General features: G+C 41.8%; 19 protein-coding genes. 8 read left to right on the top strand and 11 right to left on the bottom strand.

Annotated features, from left to right (window positions below; all coding sequences use genetic code 11):
• Positions 1-3 precede the first annotated feature (3 nt).
• The 3 genes from B5Y40_RS10495 to B5Y40_RS10485 form a co-directional block, all read right to left on the bottom strand.
• Positions 4-849 (bottom strand): sulfurtransferase, encoded by an 846-nt coding sequence (locus B5Y40_RS10495; RefSeq protein ID WP_079686616.1) that lies wholly within the window; start codon positions 847-849, stop codon positions 4-6.
• Between the two features lie 23 nt (positions 850-872).
• On the bottom strand, positions 873-1,229 hold the full coding sequence (locus B5Y40_RS10490) for a hypothetical protein (RefSeq protein ID WP_079686615.1): 357 nt from the start codon (positions 1,227-1,229) through the stop codon (positions 873-875).
• A 353-nt stretch (positions 1,230-1,582) separates the two neighbouring features.
• A complete protein-coding gene (locus B5Y40_RS10485) occupies positions 1,583-2,005 on the bottom strand; it encodes a hypothetical protein (protein WP_143785688.1) in 423 nt (140 codons plus the stop codon).
• 175 nt (positions 2,006-2,180) lie between these two features.
• On the opposite strand from B5Y40_RS10485, the gene B5Y40_RS10480 reads away from it, so the two are divergent.
• From B5Y40_RS10480 to B5Y40_RS10465, 4 genes are all read left to right on the top strand, one after another.
• Positions 2,181-4,040 (top strand): gamma-glutamyltransferase family protein, encoded by a 1,860-nt coding sequence (locus B5Y40_RS10480; protein ID WP_079686613.1) that lies wholly within the window; start codon positions 2,181-2,183, stop codon positions 4,038-4,040.
• 293 nt (positions 4,041-4,333) lie between these two features.
• Positions 4,334-4,708: a winged helix-turn-helix transcriptional regulator gene (locus B5Y40_RS10475; RefSeq protein WP_079686612.1), complete on the top strand. Its 375-nt coding sequence runs from the start codon at positions 4,334-4,336 to the stop codon at positions 4,706-4,708.
• A 423-nt stretch (positions 4,709-5,131) separates the two neighbouring features.
• Entirely contained in the window at positions 5,132-5,875 is a 744-nt protein-coding gene (locus B5Y40_RS10470) for an SDR family oxidoreductase (protein ID WP_079686611.1), read from the top strand.
• A 71-nt stretch (positions 5,876-5,946) separates the two neighbouring features.
• The gene (locus B5Y40_RS10465) at positions 5,947-6,387 is read left to right on the top strand and encodes a nuclear transport factor 2 family protein (protein ID WP_079686610.1); all 441 of its coding nucleotides are present in this window, start codon (positions 5,947-5,949) and stop codon (positions 6,385-6,387) included.
• A gap of 223 nt (positions 6,388-6,610) precedes the next feature.
• Here the strand turns inward: B5Y40_RS10465 and B5Y40_RS10460 are convergent, their stop codons facing one another.
• The 3 genes from B5Y40_RS10460 to B5Y40_RS10450 all read right to left on the bottom strand — a co-directional run bounded on the left by B5Y40_RS10460 (position 6,611) and on the right by B5Y40_RS10450 (position 10,958).
• Entirely contained in the window at positions 6,611-7,192 is a 582-nt protein-coding gene (locus tag B5Y40_RS10460; protein ID WP_221408892.1) for a gluconate 2-dehydrogenase subunit 3 family protein, read from the bottom strand.
• A 49-nt stretch (positions 7,193-7,241) separates the two neighbouring features.
• Positions 7,242-8,948 (bottom strand): GMC oxidoreductase, encoded by a 1,707-nt coding sequence (locus B5Y40_RS10455; RefSeq protein WP_079686609.1) that lies wholly within the window; start codon positions 8,946-8,948, stop codon positions 7,242-7,244.
• A gap of 126 nt (positions 8,949-9,074) precedes the next feature.
• Complete coding sequence (locus B5Y40_RS10450; protein ID WP_079686608.1) at positions 9,075-10,958, bottom strand: ABC-F family ATP-binding cassette domain-containing protein; 1,884 nt, start codon at positions 10,956-10,958, stop codon at positions 9,075-9,077.
• A gap of 170 nt (positions 10,959-11,128) precedes the next feature.
• Here B5Y40_RS10450 and B5Y40_RS10445 point away from each other — a divergent pair, with 170 nt between their 5' ends.
• From B5Y40_RS10445 to B5Y40_RS10430, 4 genes are all read left to right on the top strand, one after another.
• Positions 11,129-12,244 carry a glycoside hydrolase family 18 protein gene (locus B5Y40_RS10445; RefSeq protein WP_079686607.1) on the top strand — a complete coding sequence of 372 codons (1,116 nt, stop codon included), beginning with the start codon at positions 11,129-11,131 and terminating at the stop codon, positions 12,242-12,244.
• A 435-nt stretch (positions 12,245-12,679) separates the two neighbouring features.
• Positions 12,680-13,258 carry a Crp/Fnr family transcriptional regulator gene (locus B5Y40_RS10440; RefSeq protein WP_079686606.1) on the top strand — a complete coding sequence of 193 codons (579 nt, stop codon included), beginning with the start codon at positions 12,680-12,682 and terminating at the stop codon, positions 13,256-13,258.
• A gap of 125 nt (positions 13,259-13,383) precedes the next feature.
• The gene (locus tag B5Y40_RS10435) at positions 13,384-14,217 is read left to right on the top strand and encodes an MBL fold metallo-hydrolase (protein ID WP_079687157.1); all 834 of its coding nucleotides are present in this window, start codon (positions 13,384-13,386) and stop codon (positions 14,215-14,217) included.
• On the top strand, positions 14,211-14,678 hold the full coding sequence (locus B5Y40_RS10430; protein WP_221408891.1) for a nuclear transport factor 2 family protein: 468 nt from the start codon (positions 14,211-14,213) through the stop codon (positions 14,676-14,678). The genes B5Y40_RS10435 and B5Y40_RS10430 overlap by 7 nt, the downstream gene beginning before the upstream one ends.
• A gap of 117 nt (positions 14,679-14,795) precedes the next feature.
• Here B5Y40_RS10430 and B5Y40_RS10425 read toward each other — a convergent pair whose 3' ends face one another.
• The 5 genes from B5Y40_RS10425 to B5Y40_RS10405 all read right to left on the bottom strand — a co-directional run bounded on the left by B5Y40_RS10425 (position 14,796) and on the right by B5Y40_RS10405 (position 18,824).
• A complete protein-coding gene (locus tag B5Y40_RS10425; protein ID WP_079686605.1) occupies positions 14,796-15,221 on the bottom strand; it encodes an STAS/SEC14 domain-containing protein in 426 nt (141 codons plus the stop codon).
• A gap of 170 nt (positions 15,222-15,391) precedes the next feature.
• The gene (locus tag B5Y40_RS10420) at positions 15,392-16,333 is read right to left on the bottom strand and encodes a proline dehydrogenase family protein (RefSeq protein WP_079686604.1); all 942 of its coding nucleotides are present in this window, start codon (positions 16,331-16,333) and stop codon (positions 15,392-15,394) included.
• Between the two features lie 63 nt (positions 16,334-16,396).
• On the bottom strand, positions 16,397-16,963 hold the full coding sequence (locus B5Y40_RS10415; RefSeq protein ID WP_079686603.1) for a Crp/Fnr family transcriptional regulator: 567 nt from the start codon (positions 16,961-16,963) through the stop codon (positions 16,397-16,399).
• A gap of 149 nt (positions 16,964-17,112) precedes the next feature.
• The gene (locus B5Y40_RS10410; RefSeq protein WP_079686602.1) at positions 17,113-18,009 is read right to left on the bottom strand and encodes a phosphatase PAP2 family protein; all 897 of its coding nucleotides are present in this window, start codon (positions 18,007-18,009) and stop codon (positions 17,113-17,115) included.
• A gap of 275 nt (positions 18,010-18,284) precedes the next feature.
• Positions 18,285-18,824 carry a sigma-70 family RNA polymerase sigma factor gene (locus tag B5Y40_RS10405; RefSeq protein WP_079686601.1) on the bottom strand — a complete coding sequence of 180 codons (540 nt, stop codon included), beginning with the start codon at positions 18,822-18,824 and terminating at the stop codon, positions 18,285-18,287.
• Between the last annotated feature and the right edge of the window lies 1 nt (position 18,825).

Here is an 18,825-nt window from a genome sequence, read left to right as displayed (position 1 = left end):
TATTTAGGGCTTCTCTCCGACTGCGATCGGATAATCATTCCGTGACCATTCACTCCATGAACCAACGTATAGTTTAGCACCTTCAATGCCGGCTTCATTCATGGCCAAAAGTGTATGGCAGGCCGTGACTCCGGAGCCACAATGAACGATAACATGCTCAGGATTCCGGTTGCCGATTACTTCCCTATATTTTGAAGCGAGCTCAGCCGGAGAAAGAAATTTTCCATCAGCCTGTAAGTTGGTAACAAAGGGAACGTTTACCGCTCCGGGTATATGTCCTGCTACCAGGTCTATCGGTTCACTCTCTCCCCTATATCTATACCCTTCACGCACATCAATCACAAGAAAGTCAGGGTTTTGCGTTGCCTTGATAACCGCCTCCACATTTACCACCGGAATGGCTGAATCCGTTACAGGATACGGAGCAGCTGGCTTTAATGCCTCTGGAACACTTGATGAAATCGGTACACCTGCTTTGGCCATGGCATCCAAACCTCCGCTAACTACATATATAGCGTTGTGACCTATTGCTTTTAGCATCCACCAGAGCCGTGCAGCGGCATTGGCGCCAGCTTTATCATCGTATACAAGTATATGTGTTGACGGTGTTATACCGAATGAACCTAACCAGGCACCGAAGTTTTTCATATCCGGTAAAGGATGCCGACCACCTCGCGCAGCATTCACAGACTTTTCAGAAAGCTGACTTTCCAGATCTACAAAATAGGCTCCTTCAGCATGGGCGGAAATATAGCGCGCGTAGGCATCCGGACCGCCTCGCGCATCAATCAAAATTGCGTGGTGCTCTTTCTGGTAAGCCAGAACATCTTTCGGATCCAGGATATACATATCGTTGCTATTAAGATTTGAATTTAATGCTTTGCTCTTTTTGTTTCAATATACTCATCCATCCGCGAAAGCAAACGCCACCATTCAGAACCATCATCCCGGGTAACCCGGATGGCTCCTGCTCTTACCAGTATCTTCCTCAATTCATCGTCATCAAATCCGCCCAGGTGATTCCTTAACGTTTCAAAAGACCTGTCTGTAAACGACTTATGACTCAGGAAATGTTTAGCCGTATTCTCCGCCATAAACTCTGTCTTATTATCTTCCTGCTTGAGCTTTACTTCTTGTTCGAACCTTTGTTTTTGCAAGAAGTAAGAAGTGAGTACGGTCACTATACCACCAACAACCGTTCCTAGTAAAGCCAGTATGGCGCTTTCCATAACGTAAATAGTTTGGGTTAGAATAATGTACTAAAGGAAGATAAATGCACCTGAATTTCCAACAACGCAAGGGAACGTGTACACCTTTTGGGACCCTAATCAATTCCTAAATCATTTATGATGCTCTGCTCTAGTCTGAGTTCGTTAACGGGTATGCCTACAGATTCACTTACTATTCCAATGATTATGCTTTCGATGTCGTGCTTGCTGCACAGGTTGATCGGGATCGGGAATAATATATACCTAACCCATGCATATTTCTTTAGATAACAACGAAGATCAGAAAGGAACGGCAATATAAAGCAATGTATCAGCAGTGTATAACTCTTTTACTTGCTCTATACTCTTTGCTACTATTTATTCTTTACTCTTACAACGGCTTGTTGCACGGCTGCAAAAAATGCAATGCGTTGACGATTCAGATTCAGTCCTATAGCAGAAGCTTTTTCAGGTATAGCATTGGCAATCATCCAGCGCATAAATTTTATTTTATAGCGAGGGAAATTCTTATCGATCCTTTCCTTGATCACTTTTGTAAAAATCTCAAATACGATAAACCCGATGATAATGGAAAGAATCCATTCGAGGTTACTGAAAGTTGCTTTATCAACAATAGTTTTCTTGGCGGTTAATCCCCACAGGTTCCTGATGCTTCGTGTTTCAAAAAATCTTGATACAAGCCCTGAAGCGGACATACCAATTAGAAACCCTGCAAAATTACCGGTAAGCTGATCGTAGAGATATCGAAGAATAACCTTCCTGCTAAAAAATTTCATTGTAATTTTTATCTGGTAGCACATACATACCACAACGAGCGAAGAGGTAAATTCTCTGTCGATGCTTCTTATTCTCAAATCTATTTTCCCCTCACTTAAGCCTATATCCCTCCATGTAATCTCTTGTTAATCCTGCTGGCAATCGGCTATATTTAACGACCTAAATAACTCATCCATGAAAAGGCTAACCTTACTATTCTGTAGTATACTGCTGATGGTTTCGCATAGTTATGCGCAATCCTTTAACGTCCGGCCGCAAGGCACACAAAAACCTCCGCTTCACGGAAGACATTGGATGGCAGTCACCGGTAAACCACTGGCTGCTACAGCTGGCGCTATGACGTTTCAGAAAGGTGGCAATGCTATAGATGCTGCCTGTGCCATGCTCGCTGCTACCTGCACGATGTGGGATGTATTGAGCTGGGGTGGTGAAACACAAGCACTGATTTATAATCCCAAGACTGGCAAAGTTATAGCGATCAACGCACTGGGAGTAGCTCCCACCGGAGCCACGCCAGAATTCTATAAGAGTAAAGGAATGCAATATCCTCCGGAGTTCGGACCGCTGGCTGCGGTTACACCTGGGACACCCGGTGGACTTTGCACGATGCTCGCAGAGTACGGAACGTTGAGTTTGAAAGAGGTACTCGCTCCGGCAATGCAAATGGCAGAGGGATATCCAATCGAAGCGCAGACTGCCAACAGCATTGAACGCAACAAGGCACTGATCAAGGAGTGGCCCTACTCGAAAGCTGTTTTCCTGCCTCATATAGGGAAAGATCGCGAAGCACCTTCCGCAGGTGAAGTTTTCAAGCAAAATGATCTGCTGCAGACGTTGCAAAAACTGGTTGACGCTGAACAGCAGGCCTTAAAAAAAGGCAAAAACCGGAAGGAAGCTATATATGCAGCCTATGATCGTTTTTACAAAGGAGATATAGCGAAAGAATTTGTGCGCGGTTGCAAGGAACAAGGCGGCTTGATTACAGAGCAAGACCTGGCTACCTGGAAAGTAAAGATCGAAGAGCCTGTATCGGTAAATTACAAAGGTATAGAAGTATATAAATTACAGCAATGGACACAAGGGCCTGCTATGCTGCAGGCACTGAATATACTGGAGAACTTCGATTTGAAGAGTATGGGATATAATTCTGCAAAGTATATACATACGCTATATCAGTCGATGAACCTTGCCTTTGCGGATCGTGATTTTTACTATGGTGATCCAGCCTTCTCCCCGGAGGAACCTATAAAAGGATTGCTTTCAAAAGACTATGCAAAAGCGCGCGCAAAAGAAATCAACTGGGAGCGAAATAATGGGAAGGCCAGTCCCGGGGATCCCTACCCATTCGAAGGAAAAGTAAATCCATTTACAGACCTTGTGAAAAACTGGAGCCAGGCAAGCCTCTCTCCTGTCAGCAATACAATCGATGAAGAATACTTGAGTGATTTCAAGATGGGTACAACCTCTGTAGAGGCTGCTGATAAAGATGGATGGGTGGTGTCCATTACGCCAAGTGGTGGATGGGTGCCTGCATGTATAGCGGGTAAAACAGGCGTTGGTATGAGTCAGCGTATGCAGTCGTTCGTGCTGGATGCAAAACAAAATCCATTCAATGTACTGGAGCCCGGCAAGCGTCCACGTGTAACGCTTACACCAGGCATGGCACTGAAGAATGGCAAGCCTTTCTTATCGTTCGCTGTACAAGGTGGCGATAGTCAGGATCAGGATCTACTCCAGTGTTTTTTAAACGTTGTCGAATTCGGAATGACTATACAGGAAGCTGTTGAAGCTGCTAACATTGTTAGTTACCAGATGCGTTCTTCATTCGGCAATCACGAAAGTAAACCCGGAGCCGTTACACTCAATACGCAAACTCCAAACTATGTAATGAAAGAGCTGCGAAAAATGGGCTATAGCATCGACCTGGACGAACGTACTGCCGGACCGATCAATGCTATATATTTCGATTGGGAACACGGAACGTTCTGGGGTGGTTCAAGCAACCACGGAGAGGATTACGGAATTGGATGGTAATGATATTTCTGGTATAAATATAGTTGTTCATCTGTTCAGCATACGGATGAACAACTTCTATAAATTGATGTATATAATTTAGATGACAGCCACTATAACAAATCAGATTTCCTGAACTGGTATGTACCGTAATTCTATCCACCAAAAAAGGTGACGCCCGATATAAATTCAAAAGTTATTTTATTCAGTTATCTTCGCTGCTTATTAAGTAAACTGCGCTTAGTCTTGAATTAAGAAATAACTTCTCTGACTACTTCTCTCAAGGTTAAGCAACACTAAAAGTTCAGGCGATTATGCATACTGACGAATTTGGAAAAGTGGTGTCGGCAAACGATTGTCCAATCAGAACCGTCTTTGGTCGCATCGGAGATAAATGGTCGGCCTTGGTGATTATTCATTTGGGAGAGCAAGAAACACTCCGCTTCAATGAGCTGCATTCAATGATCAGTGATTTATCTCAAAAAGTGCTTACCGTAACGCTAAAAGCTTTGGAAGCTGATGGACTTATTTCCAGAAAGATATATCCGGAGGTACCTCCCAAGGTAGAATATTCACTTACGGATTTAGGCAAGAGCTTACTGCCTGCTATGAATCCGCTGATTCAATGGTCATTTGCAAATATGCCAACCATCGTGGCTTCGAGAGCCAAATACGGAAACAAAAAATAACAATCCTATTCTGCTTTGTAACCGATAGTGGCAGTAACCGCGGGAGTATGACATCCGCTTCAAGGGTTATCACCCGATAAAATCTATTAACTATATACTATAAAAGGCTTGCAACAATTTCACGATATGCAAACTGGATTAGCGATCCTGCTAATCCGTAACTACCCTTCGTAACTGCTTCAAAAAAATATTTAATCTTTCAATTTTATAACATATTGATCTTCACCATGACTTACTAATAGGTAAGCTATTGATGAAAAGGTGCCTTCTTGTTTTACAAAATGGTTGCGCTCTACCTTTGGTCCCAGAGTCAATTGTATCCATGAAAATTTTGTCTTATCACTACCCTTGCAATGTCGGGTGTAGATAATATTTACGTGGACGGAGTATATATCAAACTATATAACTATAAAACCTGAAGGCATGTCTTTAGCAACAAAAAAAGTGGCTCTTATCACAGGAGCAGCAACGGGTATTGGTCGCGCAATTGCAATACGTTTAGCCAAAGACGGAATTACTGTGGCTGTCAATTATATCGGCAATCCGAAACCAGCAGAAGAAGTAGTTGACGAGATTGTTAACGCGGGAGGCAACGCCAAAGCATTTCCGGCAGATGTGAGTTCGGTGATTGAAATTATTAAACTTTTCAATGACGTTATAAACGAGTTTGGTGCAATTGATATCGTTGTAGCCAATGCCGGCATTGCTCTCATTGGAACAGCCATTGCAGATGTTACGGAAGCAGATTTCGATCGCATCAGCGCAGTCAATTACAAAGGCACTTATTTTGTTTTGCAGCAGGCCGCTAAACATGTTCAGGAAGGAGGAAGAATTATACATATATCTTCCACCAGCACAGTATATCCTGCAGCAGGACTTGGACTATACTCTCCCAGTAAAGCAGCCGGTCGTGTGATCACAGAAATTTTAGCACACGAACTCGGGCCGCGTCAAATATCTGTTAACAGCGTTATGCCCGGACCAACAAAAACACCTTTACAAAAAGAGCTTTCAAAAGAAGAATTGGAAAGAATTACCGAAGGTTCTGCTTTTGGCAGGATGGGCGAGCCGGGTGATATTGCAGGTATTGTTGCTTTTCTCGCCGGCCCTGAAGGCGCCTGGATTAACGGACAACAAATCATTGCGAATGGTGGTGGCCGCATATAACAAAAAGTATATAGACTATAGAGCGAGTACAACAACAAGTGTCATTAAACAGTAATTAATATATATAACTTATGAGTGAATTAAAATCAAACGCGGTAGAACTATTGCAAGGTAGTCTTGACACATTTTTGGCAAAGGACATGAAGGGTTGGACAGACCGGTGTGATGAGAACGTAATTGCTGAATTTCCCTTTGCACCGAAAGGTTCACCGGCAAGAATTGAAGGCCGTGCAGCACTGTATGAATATTTACGCAACTATCCAAGCTTCATCGATGTGCACAAATTACCAACGATGAAGATATATGCGACCACTGATCCGAATGTTGCTATAGCGGAGTGGAGCGCCTCAGGCCATGTGTTGTCCAACGGCAATCCGTACGAGATGAGCTACGCTACCTTCGTCACGTTCCGTGACGGTCTGATTACTAATTATCGCGAATACTGGAATCCACTGGCGTTTCTGGAAGCCATGAGCGGCTCGCGGTTCGATGGTGGAAATTCGGAGAAATAGTACCTATTCTCAAGACAACCAGATATATAATTCCTGATAGCCTGTGACACATCGTGCTGCTTTCGATTAGGAGATATAGTATAGATACTACAGTCTATACATTGTTATACCACCAAAAAAAATCCAATTGCACATTACATGCAATTGGATTTAAATTTATATACTGACTTCAAAACTGTTATCAGTAATGTCTCCCGGATAACAATCAGTGTCAATTTTTTTTCTAGGTTGCCCAGGTTTTTCCGTTACCAGCTTCTGAGAGTGGTATACATCCTTTATAAGAACCGGGAACTGCTACATATTGCAATACTTTAGTGGCTCCTACTTCTGAGGTAAAGAAACCTAACATCGTAAGTTCTTTTGTGGTCATCAGGAAGGACCTGTAAGCCGGAGCGTTTTCACTATGATCTTTTACAACTTCATCGTGAAGTTTCTTAACAAAAGCAGTTTGCTTTTCGGCGGACAGTTCAATAAAAGGATCCCCGTGCTCCTTTTCAGCAGCATCGTTGAAAGCCTTCATGCTGGTGATGTATTTTTCCTGCTCTTCTTTAGCATATACATCTTTCATCATCAGGTCGATAAAGCCGGGAACACCAACTTCTTTTGCACCCGGTGTGTCGGTTTTCGGGATGATGATGTCTGCAACTTGTGTTACCAATATACCCTGATCTTCCGCCAGGAAAACCGGCTTCCAGTCAATGGTAGGTTTAGCGGCACAACCTTTCAGCACGCCCATAATAGCGGGAGCGGAAATGACACCACCCATTATCCAGGCTGTGCGTCTTAATGCTTCTCTGCGATCCATACTATATATATTTTGATCTGTTAGATTATTTATTTAATGCTTCTCCGTATTAAAGGTTCTGCTTCTTCAATTCATTTACAGCATGGTCAACAGCTCTTGCAGTCAACGCCATATAGGTTAAAGAAGGATTCTGGCAAGCAGCCGAAGTCATTGCTGAACCATCCGTTACGTATACATTCTTACAAGCATGTACCTGGTTGAATTTATTCAATACAGAAGTCTTCGGATCCTTACCCATACGGGCTGTTCCCATCTCATGTATACCTAACCCTATACCGATCTTGTTGTCGTATGTACCAACGTTTTTGTAACCTGCAGCTTCAAGCATTTCAGCAGCATCAGCCGCCATATCTTTACGCATTTTGTACTCGTTCTCTTTCAGGTCGGCATCGAAAGTAAGAGTCGGTAAACCGTACTTATCTTTCTTCTCTTTGTTAAGCGTTACTTTGTTATCGTGATACGGAAGTATTTCTCCGAAACCACCCATACCGATTGTCCATCCACCTGGCTTGCCAACTGCCTCTTTCAACTCAGCACCAATGCTTAACTCTGCCACTAAACTTGACCATCCCTGGCGGCTTGCACCTCCCTGGTAACCAAATCCACGCAAGTAGTCACGCTTGTCGCTTCCTACGTTACGGTAGCGAGGTATATAAAAACCGTTCGCTCTTCTTCCAAAATAGTATTGATCTTCAAAGCCATCCACTTGTGCATAGGCACCAACACTTAAATGGTGATCCATGATGTTGCTTCCCAATTCACCGCTATCATTTCCGAAACCATTCGGGAAACGATTCGAGATTGAGTTTAACATGATAAACGTAGAACCAAATGTAGAAGCACACAGGAAAATTACTTTCGCGTAGAACTCTACCTGTTCTCCGGTTTCTCCGTCCAATACTTTTACTCCTGTAGCTTTACCTTTCTTCTCATCATATATCAATTCATATACTATAGAATTCGGGCGAAGCGTCATGTTACCAGTTTTCTCAGCGGCTGGTAAAGTTGATGACACGCTGCTGAAGTATCCACCATAAGGACATCCGCGTGCGCAAAGATTTCTAAATTGACATGTGCCACGTTGTGGGCTATGCGGAAGTGGTGCAGTGGCGTGTGCTGTACGACCAATGGTCAAAGCACGACCAGCAAATTTATCTGACACTTTACCTTTCAGATCTAACTCCACACAGTTCAATTCCATAGGAGGTAAAAATTTACCATCGGGAAGTTGAGGGAGTCCGTCTTTATTTCCACTTACACCTATATAGCTTTCAACGTAATCATACCATGGAGCCAGGTCGTTGTAACGGATTGGCCAGTCAACGGCAACACCGTCTTTTGCATTCGCTTCAAAATCCATTGGACTCCAGCGGTAACTCTGGCGACCCCACATAATAGAACGACCACCTACGTGATAACCACGCATCCAGTCGAAACGCTTCACTTCTGTGTATGGATTCTCAAGGTCATTTACAAACCAGTGCTTCGTGTCCTGACGTACAGTATATCCCGTTCTTGCCTGAACACCTTGTTGTTTTAAATCTTCTTGAGTTGGTTTTCCTGCGTACTTCAGATCCCAAGGATCTTTTGTAGCAGTCGGGTAATCAGGATGTTTTACCATCCGCCCACGTTCGAGCACCAATGTTTTTAATCCCTTTTCGGTGAGCTCTTTTGCAGCCCAGCCTCCACTGATACCAGTGCCTACCACAATAGCATCGTACGTGTTCTTCTTCTCAGCTTCTGTATTGAGATTCATGATCGGTTAAAGATTTCTCCAAAAATATACTATTCAATCGATTTCTTCTGCAATTTATACCAACGGCAAAATATTATTACCTATAGATTGCGGAATCTTTGCCTGGTTCGTACAGAATCGCGATGCTTAATTCACAATCTCCGAAAGCTCCAGCCAACGCATGGTCTTCGTATCAATCTCATTTGCAATGGATTGAATTTTCTGTCCCCACTCCTGCAGTTGTTTATGATCAGAACTTCCTGAGTTGATTAATTCTGCAACCTCTTGCTTCTGTTTTTCAAGGGCTTCAATTTCTGATTGCAGTTTATCGTACTCCTGCTTTTCTTTATAGGATGCTTTTCTTTTTTCGGCTGGTATAGCAGCAACAGGTTTTACTTCCTTTACCTCTTGCTTAGGTGCACCTTTAGGAGATGCTTTCATCGCCTCTTGCTCTTCCACCCAATCACGATAGTCAGAATAGTTACCGTTGAATATGCGGATTTGTCCATCGCCTTCAAATACAAAAAGCAGATTGACCAGGTGATCCATAAAGTAACGATCGTGTGATACCAGCAAAAGACAGCCACTGAATTTATCCAGGAAGTCTTCCAGTACATTCAAGGTATCTATATCAAAGTCATTAGTAGGTTCATCCAGAATCAGAAAATTTGGATTAGTGACTAACAATTTCAATAATTGTAAGCGCTTCTTTTCACCACCACTCAACTTGTTTATATAGTTGTATTGCTTGTCGGGCGGAAACAGAAATGAGTCCAGGAACTTAGAAGCAGATACCTGCGAACCATCGGACAGTGTGATGAATTCAGCGATGGATTTTACTTCTTCGATCAACCTGTTGTTTGGATTAAGCGTGATCGACTCTTGCGTAAAGTATCCATACTTCGTTGTTACTCCGGGATTTATTTCACCTGAATCTGGTTTCAGTTTTCCGGTAAGCATATCGAGGAAGGTAGATTTACCAACTCCGTTTTTGCCCACAACGCCAATGCGATCATTCTTTTTAAATACATACGAGAAGTCATCTACAATTGGCAACGATCCGTATTTTTTGGTGATGTGTTCAACTTCAAGAATCTTCCCGCCTTGTCTTGCCTCCTTGATATCGAGTTCAAGTTTTTCTTTACGTAAATCCTGTGAAGCTTTCTCTTGCAGATCATAAAACGCTTCAACGCGATATTTTGCTTTAGTACCACGAGCCTTCGGTTGCCTGCGCATCCAGTCCAGTTCTTTCTTTAAAAGATTCTTTGCTTTCGACACTTCCGCTTTCAAAATCTCTTCACGCTGATCTTTCTTTTCAAGGTAATAAGCATAGTTACCTTTATACCGGAATAGCTGGCCGCGATCAAGTTCAATAATTTCTGTAGCTACATTATCGAGGAAGTAGCGATCGTGAGTCACCATAATCAAGGTGATGTTGGCTCCCGACAAATAATTCTCCAGCCACTCAATCGCAGACAGATCAAGGTGGTTGGTAGGCTCATCCATGATGATCAGATCAGGCTCCTGCAATAAAAGCTGCGCCAGGAAAATCCGTTTCTTTTGTCCACCTGAAAGCTCTCCGAATTTTTTATCAAGGTCAGGCACGCCTAACTTCTCAATCACTTCGTGCACCTTCGCTTCATAGTCCCAAGCCTTAAGCTCTTCCATACGTTCGAGCACGGCTTGCATTCGTTCCGGTGAAGTATCGGGATGATGAATACAATCTTCATACTCCTTTACTACCTTGGCGATCTCATTGTTATCACTGAAGAGTACATCTTTCACGGAAAGCTTTTCATCAACAGAGGGTTGTTGCGTGAGATACCCGAGACGAATTCCCTGACGGATGCTTACTTTTCCACCATCCGGTTGAATTTCTCCGGTAAGTATTTTTAATAAAGTTGATTTGCCTACACCATTGTTTCCGACAAAGGCAAATTTCTCGCCTTGTGAAATACCGAGCGTTACATCTTTAAAAAGCCAGCGGTCATTAAAGGTCTTGGCAACAGATTCTGCAGATAAGTAATTCAAGAATATAGTATTTTAAAGGGCAAAGGTATGCGAAAAAAGCACACCTGCACATTAAAAAATACACACAACACATTCCCTACAATGTCAGTAAATTAGTCCTTTCATCAAAAGTACGGGGTTCTCTTCCTCAAACTTTGAGAACTTTGGTTTTCAAACTCTAACCTCCAATTATGCATCGAAGCATTTTATTTTTTCTTTGCCTGCTCGCACTTAACGTGTGTGCGCAGCAACCTGGTAAGCTCAATGTAATTGCTTATTACTCTGCCGGGCCCGAAAAGGTTGATAACCTGCCGGCTGAAAAACTTTCTCACATCATCTTTAGTTTCTGCCATTTAACCGGTAACAAACTTACTGTTGATAGCAAGCGTGATTCTACAACGATTCAAAAACTCGTTAATCTCAAAAAACGGAATGCTAAATTAAAAGTAATTCTTTCGTTGGGTGGCTGGAGTGGATGTCCATCATGCTCGGATGTTTTCTCGACTGACGTGGGGAGAAAAGAATTCGCGCAGTCCGTACTCAAACTTAACCAGTATTTTAAATCTGATGGAATTGATCTCGACTGGGAGTACCCTACTATTGAAGGATACCCGGGACACCGATTCGTTCCGGAAGACAAACAAAACTTCACTGCACTGGTGCGTGATCTTCGTAAAACACTGGGCACTGAATATGAAGTGAGTTTTGCTGCCGGTGGATTTCAAAAGTTTCTGGATGAGTCTGTCGAGTGGAAGGAAGTTATGAAGGAAGTTGACCGCGTTAACTTAATGACTTACGACCTTGTCAACGGATACTCTACTGTAACAGGACATCACACTGCCTTGTATTCCACACCACAGCTCCGTGAGTCTACTGACAACGCTGTTCAATATCTTATCAAGCTTGGAATTCCTGCCAACAAACTAGTGATCGGTGGAGCGTTCTATGGAAGAATGTGGGAAGGTGTTGTGGCTACGAACAACGGACTATATCAATCTGGTAAATTCAAAGCCGGTATAGATTTCAAAAATTTTGATCAGGAAATATCAGAACAAAAAGGATTTGTAAAATATTGGGATGACGTAGCCAAGGCTCCCTATAGTTACAATGCTGCTGAAAAATTATTCATCACTTATGATGACAAGCGATCTCTTGCATTGAAAACAAAGTACGCCATCGATCACAAACTTGACGGCATCATGTTTTGGGAACTATCGCTTGATACTGATAAGGACGGATTACTCGATGCTATCATTCAAACAATGCAGACAGAAACAAAGCAAGGTAAATCTGCCAAAAAGAAATAATCACAAGGTATATCCGTAGAAATACGGATGTCAGTTTACCGATTAAGCATACACCAGCATGCGTATATTATTGATTGTACACGAAGCCGGGTATAGCGAATTTTACACCCAGTAAAACAATCATTTTTATTTGGGTTAAAATGATGTTCGGCGCAGGCAGCGATGCTTGCGCTTTTTTTATGCATAATCCGAAATGATATCTTCTGACATGTAATGACTCATATGAAAATCCAAGCTATACATGGCTGAATTACTCTCGCAAGGAAAGCATCAGAAGATTTGAACACTGACAGAGGAACTTCCATTTGAGAAAATATACTTTCAAATACAGTGCATCTCAGTTTGTAATATTGCATCTTGAAAAGGATTCAAATCTGCACCGATCTTTACAAATCAGAAGCAATTAAGCCCTGTATTAAACGCGTTCATTAGATTATGACAGACCTCCTTAAAAAGAATATAGCACTCAATATAACATTGAATGACCAGGAGTTCGCGCGTTTCGCCGAACCGTTTCGCGTAACAACCGTTCAGAAAAAAGAATTTCTTTTACAGGAAGGTGAAGTCTGTGGATTTGAAGCGTTCGTTAACAAAGGCTGTTTCAAAGTATATCACCTGAATGACAAAGGTTTTGAACAAGTAGTATACTTTGCAGCAGAAAACTGGTGGATCACGGACATCGACAGCTTTATCCACCAAACTCCTTCTCAACTTTCTATACAAGCACTCGAAGACAGCGAAATACTTGTCATTAACAAAGCTGATAAAGAGAAACTCTACGAGGATATGCCCAAAGTAGAAAAGCTCTTCAGGGTAATGACTCAAAAAACACATATAGCACTGCAGCGGCGCATGATCGATACCCTTAGCAAAACAGCAGATCAACGCTATCAGGATTTCCTGCAACGCTACCCCGATATTGCCAGTCGCCTCACCAACATACAGATTGCTGCGTACCTTGGCGTATCGCACGAGTTTGTAAGCAAAATCCGTAAAAAAATATCTCGGAGTTAAGACATCCCTGTTTCTGTTTATTGAACAAGTTCAATGGAAATCACTGTTGACGCATATCACCTTTGTATATGAAACAACGGAAAATCTTAGTACTCATTTTACTGTTCAATTTAATTCTCACAAAAATGGAAGCACAAACATTCAAAACCATTCAGGCTGACAAACTCACCCTGCAGGTATATAACGCAGCGGAAACAAGTTTCGGTGTAGCATCGGTTATTGTCTCTGGGCCAACGGAATCAGTATTGATAGACGCTCAGTTTACAATCGCTGACGCTGAAAAAGTTGCCCAGCAAATCAAAGAGTCTGGCAAAAAGCTCACAGCCATCTATATATCACATGGCGATCCTGATTTTTACTTTGGACTTGAAGTGTTCAAAAAATACTTCCCGGAAGTAACGGTATATGCAACGGCTACAACCATTGAGCATATCAAAGCCACAGCACAGAAGAAGCTTGATGTATGGGGAGAACGTCTCGGTAAAGCGATCACATCCAATGCTATATTACCACAGGTGCTCAAGAATAATACACTTACCGTAGATGGCCAAACGCTGGAGGTTACCGGAACAAGTACATCGCCGGAAAAAACTTTTGTGTGGATACCCAGTATCAAAGCAGTCATCGGAGGTATAAATGTATTCGGAACAACGTTCCACCTGTGGATGGCCGATGCACAAACTCCGGAAGCGCGTCAGGCCTGGACATCGGTTCTGGAGAAAATAGAAAGTCTCAAACCTGCTATTGTTATACCGGCCCATGCTAAATCTGATTCTCCGTTTGACCTGAAGGCAGTTCAACATACAAAAGAGTATATCCAGTTTTATGGCAATGCTTTAAAAACATCTAAAACATCGGAAGAGTTGATCAAAACTCTAAAAGCTAAATATCCTCAACTCACATTTGAGACTGCATTGCAGATCGGTGCAAAGGTCAACACCGGTGAAATGAAATGGTAAAAGGAATATATATACTTATAGTGCTGGCAACCTTCAATGTGTTGTCAGCCTGTAACTCAAACGACAACACCATGTCAAATCTTGAAATCATCAGAAGTACTTACGAAGGAAAAACTTCGGAAGAGAACGGGAAGAACCTGGCACAATATCTGGCTGCAGACGCTCACTGGACAGAAGCACAAGGCTTTCCTTATGCCGGCACGTATATAGGCTTTGAAGCGATCAGTAAAAATGTATTTAGCAGACTTGCCAGTGAGTGGATTGACTATAAGCTTACTGTTGAAGACTATATCGCATCTGACGATCGGGTGATCGCCTATGGTACGTACTCGGGAACGTATAAAGCATCCGGGAAATTCTTTAAGGCCCGTGTTGCCCACCTCTGGAAACTAAAAGACAGTAGGATTATCAGCTTTGAACAAATTGTTGACAGCAAGCCTGTAAGAGATGCTATGAATTAAGGGATAAAATGAAGCTGCCTGCCTCCGTACGCAAGATTTACGGAAGCAGGCAGCAACGTTTGAAGATAAGACATTAAATATATACTGTACTCACCACTGTATATCGTTTACAAACCACTAGACTGCAAGCATCTCCCGACACCACGCTGCAGCAGACTCCATGTCAGAGAACAGCTTGATCACAAGTGGCTCCTTACGTCTCTTATGCTCTTCCATAAACTCTTCCACATTCATAGCTGCAAAAATATTCTCAGCCATTACCAGTGCGAAATATCGAAGACCACTTTCATATACCTGTACATTCCAATACTCGTTAGTCCACTTCACATCATCCTCCATAAAAATCTCTGATTTCCTTAAATCAGTAAGCCATGCAACCTTTCCATGTTCTGCGACCTTCTGTCGTACGCAGGTAATTCCAAATTCGCAATGACTTCGAAAATCCTGTGACGTTGCGTAGCCCGTATAGGTCGCAAGCAGGTATGGAACAGAAGAATCAAAATCCAGTGTAATACCCTCTACCGTATGAAGTCTGGTGATCATAATTTTTTGTATTTCAATTTATGAACACAAAAATACACCTATATATAGCACCGTTACTACGTAATACTCCGTATCACTTTATATTTTTTCTACCGAGAAGCTGTTACGTATATATACTGTTGATTCCTATTATAATTTTACTAGTACAATATAGGTCTGAATTGATGTATCTATGCTACAATATCCTGCAGTGCACGAAATATATTTAAAGGATATTCGGCAAGCCGGTTGCACACGTATAAATACCATTCCTTGCCATAAACAAAGTATAGCTTCGTAGTATACCCTTCATCTTTCAACTTCAGTAATTGCTCGTTTTGTATTCCATACAAACTTTCGAATTCATAAGACGTAGTGTCCACGTTGTACTTCCGGATCAAGCCTTTAACTTCTTGTTGAATTTCATGATGATGTGTAGCGATGGAACACGGATGATTTTTAGACAACATTCTTTCGACATACTCCAGGTATACCTTATCCAATTGATGGCCCCGTGGCATCGAAAGCCCCGGTGGCGTCTCGAATGCTCCTTTTACAATTCTAATCTTACGATTCAGCTTTATGATATCCTCAAAATCCTCTTTGGTTCTATGAAGATATGCCTGCAGTGTAACGGCAACGTTGTTATATACCTTCGTGATATCTTTATACACTTGCAGAACCGCATCGGTTCTTCCCACGTCTTCAGCACTGATTATAATTTCGATATTTCCCTTGGATGCCTCCAAACAAATCAAGTTTAAATTCGCTAAACTCAAGTCCCGTGAAATAGCAAGTCCGATATGAGATAAATCAAGGGACACGGCAGATTGTAATCCCTGTTGTTTAATTACCCGACATATTTTTATGAATTCATCCCGGGCTGCATTCGCTTCCTGCTCCGTTCGCGTATTTTCTCCCATGAATTCAATCGAGCACTTAAACCTTTTTTCGTTCTCGACTTTTACTTTGCTAATCGTTTCTTCCAGTGTCTCCCCCCCTATATATCGGTCCGCCGCTTTTTTCAGAGTATTGAACAATACGGGGCTCGATAGTATATATTCTTTTGCCTGGTCGTTTAACGCTGCTTTGCGCAAGGCAGCAGAGGCCTGATTTAATAAATCATCATTCATACATCTCGTTTGATTGTCTATCACAAATTAAGTCCAAAGGATAAAAATAAAGATTGATGTATGTTAAGTAATGATTGACTTCCGTATCCGGCTCAGACTTTCGGCCTGAACGCCTAAATATTTTGCTACCTTATTGCCTGGGATACGTTGTACAACTTCGGGATCTTTTTCTAGTAGTCTTTTATACCGGTCTTCGGCTGAGAGTGTGAGGAAGTCTTTCTCTCGTCTTGCCCTGGACAAAAACAACTGTTGGGCTATATGAAGGCTCAAGTGACTTGAGACAAGTGAGACTTGGTTCGCCCGGTGCATGTCCTCTCTTTTTATAATGCTCACACGGCAATCAGCAAGCGTTATAACCTGAACATCGGAAGGTTGCTGCAACAGGAAAGATGTATAGGCACAAAAAAATTCTCCCGGAAAAACAAATTCCAGTATTTTTTCCTCATCTCCTTTAAGTGTACTGATCTGTACGATCCCTTCACTTAAAAGAAGAATTCTATTCTCCACCTGTTCATAGCGGGTTATTATATAGTCTTTGCCGAATTCTTTCTGTTCAACTTCAAAAGGCAAGGCAAAATCACTCTCTTTATATATAGGCAGGTTCGTCCTGATAAAAGTCTCAACTGTCATACCGTGAATTGATTAATTTGGGTTAAATCAAATTTAGCACGATCAAACTGAAATCGCTATTATTATAGTGGGTGAGTGCATTAAAAATACAACTTGTATATATAGTCTAAAAGATTGCCTTGCTTTTGAAGTTTGAATGCTATATTGAATCAATTCCGTATAAACTTTGAAGCCTTACTATTCCATTCGGTTACAGCTTCCTGTAAATCCTTTTTGAATGCCGGATTCTCAAAATAGTATTGGAGCATCTTATACGCTACCTGGCGCGAAGCTTCATTATCACTTGGGTAGTGAATTCCCATTACTTCTCTTGATCTTCTTATCTCTTCTGCTAACGATATAAATGCATCTTTTCTCTCCGGTACTATTTCGCTCCACGTGAAGGCTTGAACAAATGCCCATAATGTATGACCGCTGGCAAAAGATGGTGAGTTAATTTTTGTAAGTGGATTTAGCCCCGGCTCAAGGTGATACGGACGCGGTCTTAGCAATTTATACTTGATTGTGAATTCCATCAGGCGCATGTCTTGCATAACACCTTGAAGTAATTTAGAAACCTTTGGAAAATTTCCTGCGTGGATGTTCTCTCCCATCAATTCCCTTCCTTCAAAGAACAAATGTTTTAAATTCTCTTCGTAAGCAGCATGCGATGGCACCATGTTTATAGAGGGCCAGTAACCTATATCTCCGAGATACTCCACCCTTTTAATTTGCTCCGGAGTTCGTTTATCCTGAAGCATTAACAGGTAATCAAGTTCCTTCCTGACCTGGTCGGAACTATTGGCTGGGAACGCTATACTTTCACTCAATTTCTTTACTTGATCTTCCGATAAGTAATGAGGCTTTACCAGGAGATAAACAATTGAATTTCCATATTCAGCTGGCGGATACTTGACTGTGTCCATCCATGCCCGCTGTACATTCGGTAGAGCACTGGCCAACTGAAAGTCTTTGTAATGTCCACTGACAGGCGCTAATTTCTGTTGGCCATAGGATATACCAACCGTTGTCAGGATTACAAGTAAAAAAGTACTGATCGTTTTCATGTCTATAAAATTTTTCTAATAACGGAGACTTGAAAAAATGGACGCAATTTAAAATTGCTGTAAGGTTGCGTCTTTTATCTATGCAGTGCGTTTATGGTGTGAACAAAATGTTCATTAAATCATTATTCACTTTTTAATAATTTCAATTATGGAAGATTTAACTATATCCATCGAAGGTGGTGGATGCTGCGGCTCAGGTTGCTGCTAAAACAAAGAAGGCGGATTATTTCCGCCTTCCTTTACTATACATATATACCTAGTTATACAACACTTATCTACTTGCAACAATACGGATCACGGTCTACGCAGACCACTACGTTTCCGTACACATCTGTCTTTATAATCAAAGCCTCCTGTAGTTTTTCCCTTAGCATAAGTCTCGCTCGTTGCACACGTGATTTCACGCCCGAATAGGAAATACCAAGTCGTTCGGCCATTTCAAGTTGCGAGAGATCTTCAAGTTCCGCCATTTGCAGTGCTTCTTTATATTTAGCAGGAAGGGTTAAGAGTAATTTCTTTAAAGCATTCTCAACGCACTCATTAAAATTACTGCCATCATCATTCCAATTCAGGTCTGCTGTAGAAATATGTTTTGACTGCTTTCTGAAATGGTCAATGATCATATTTTTGGTAACCTGATAAATCCACCCGGTAACATTTTTAGTGTCCTGCAAGTGATCGATCTTATTTTGAACTTTTATAAAAACATCGTGCACGATGTCTTCGGTAAGCGCTTTATCCTTTACCCGTTTATAGACAAAACCCTTCAGTTCATTTTCGAAAAAACTCCATTTTGTTTCTGCCAGTAGTTTCATA

Origin of the sequence: Ohtaekwangia koreensis, from assembly GCF_900167975.1 — a bacterium.
Classification (GTDB): domain Bacteria; phylum Bacteroidota; class Bacteroidia; order Cytophagales; family Cyclobacteriaceae; genus Ohtaekwangia; species Ohtaekwangia koreensis.
Note: the sequence above shows the minus strand (reverse complement) of the source record. Positions and strands in the feature narration are given on the sequence as shown.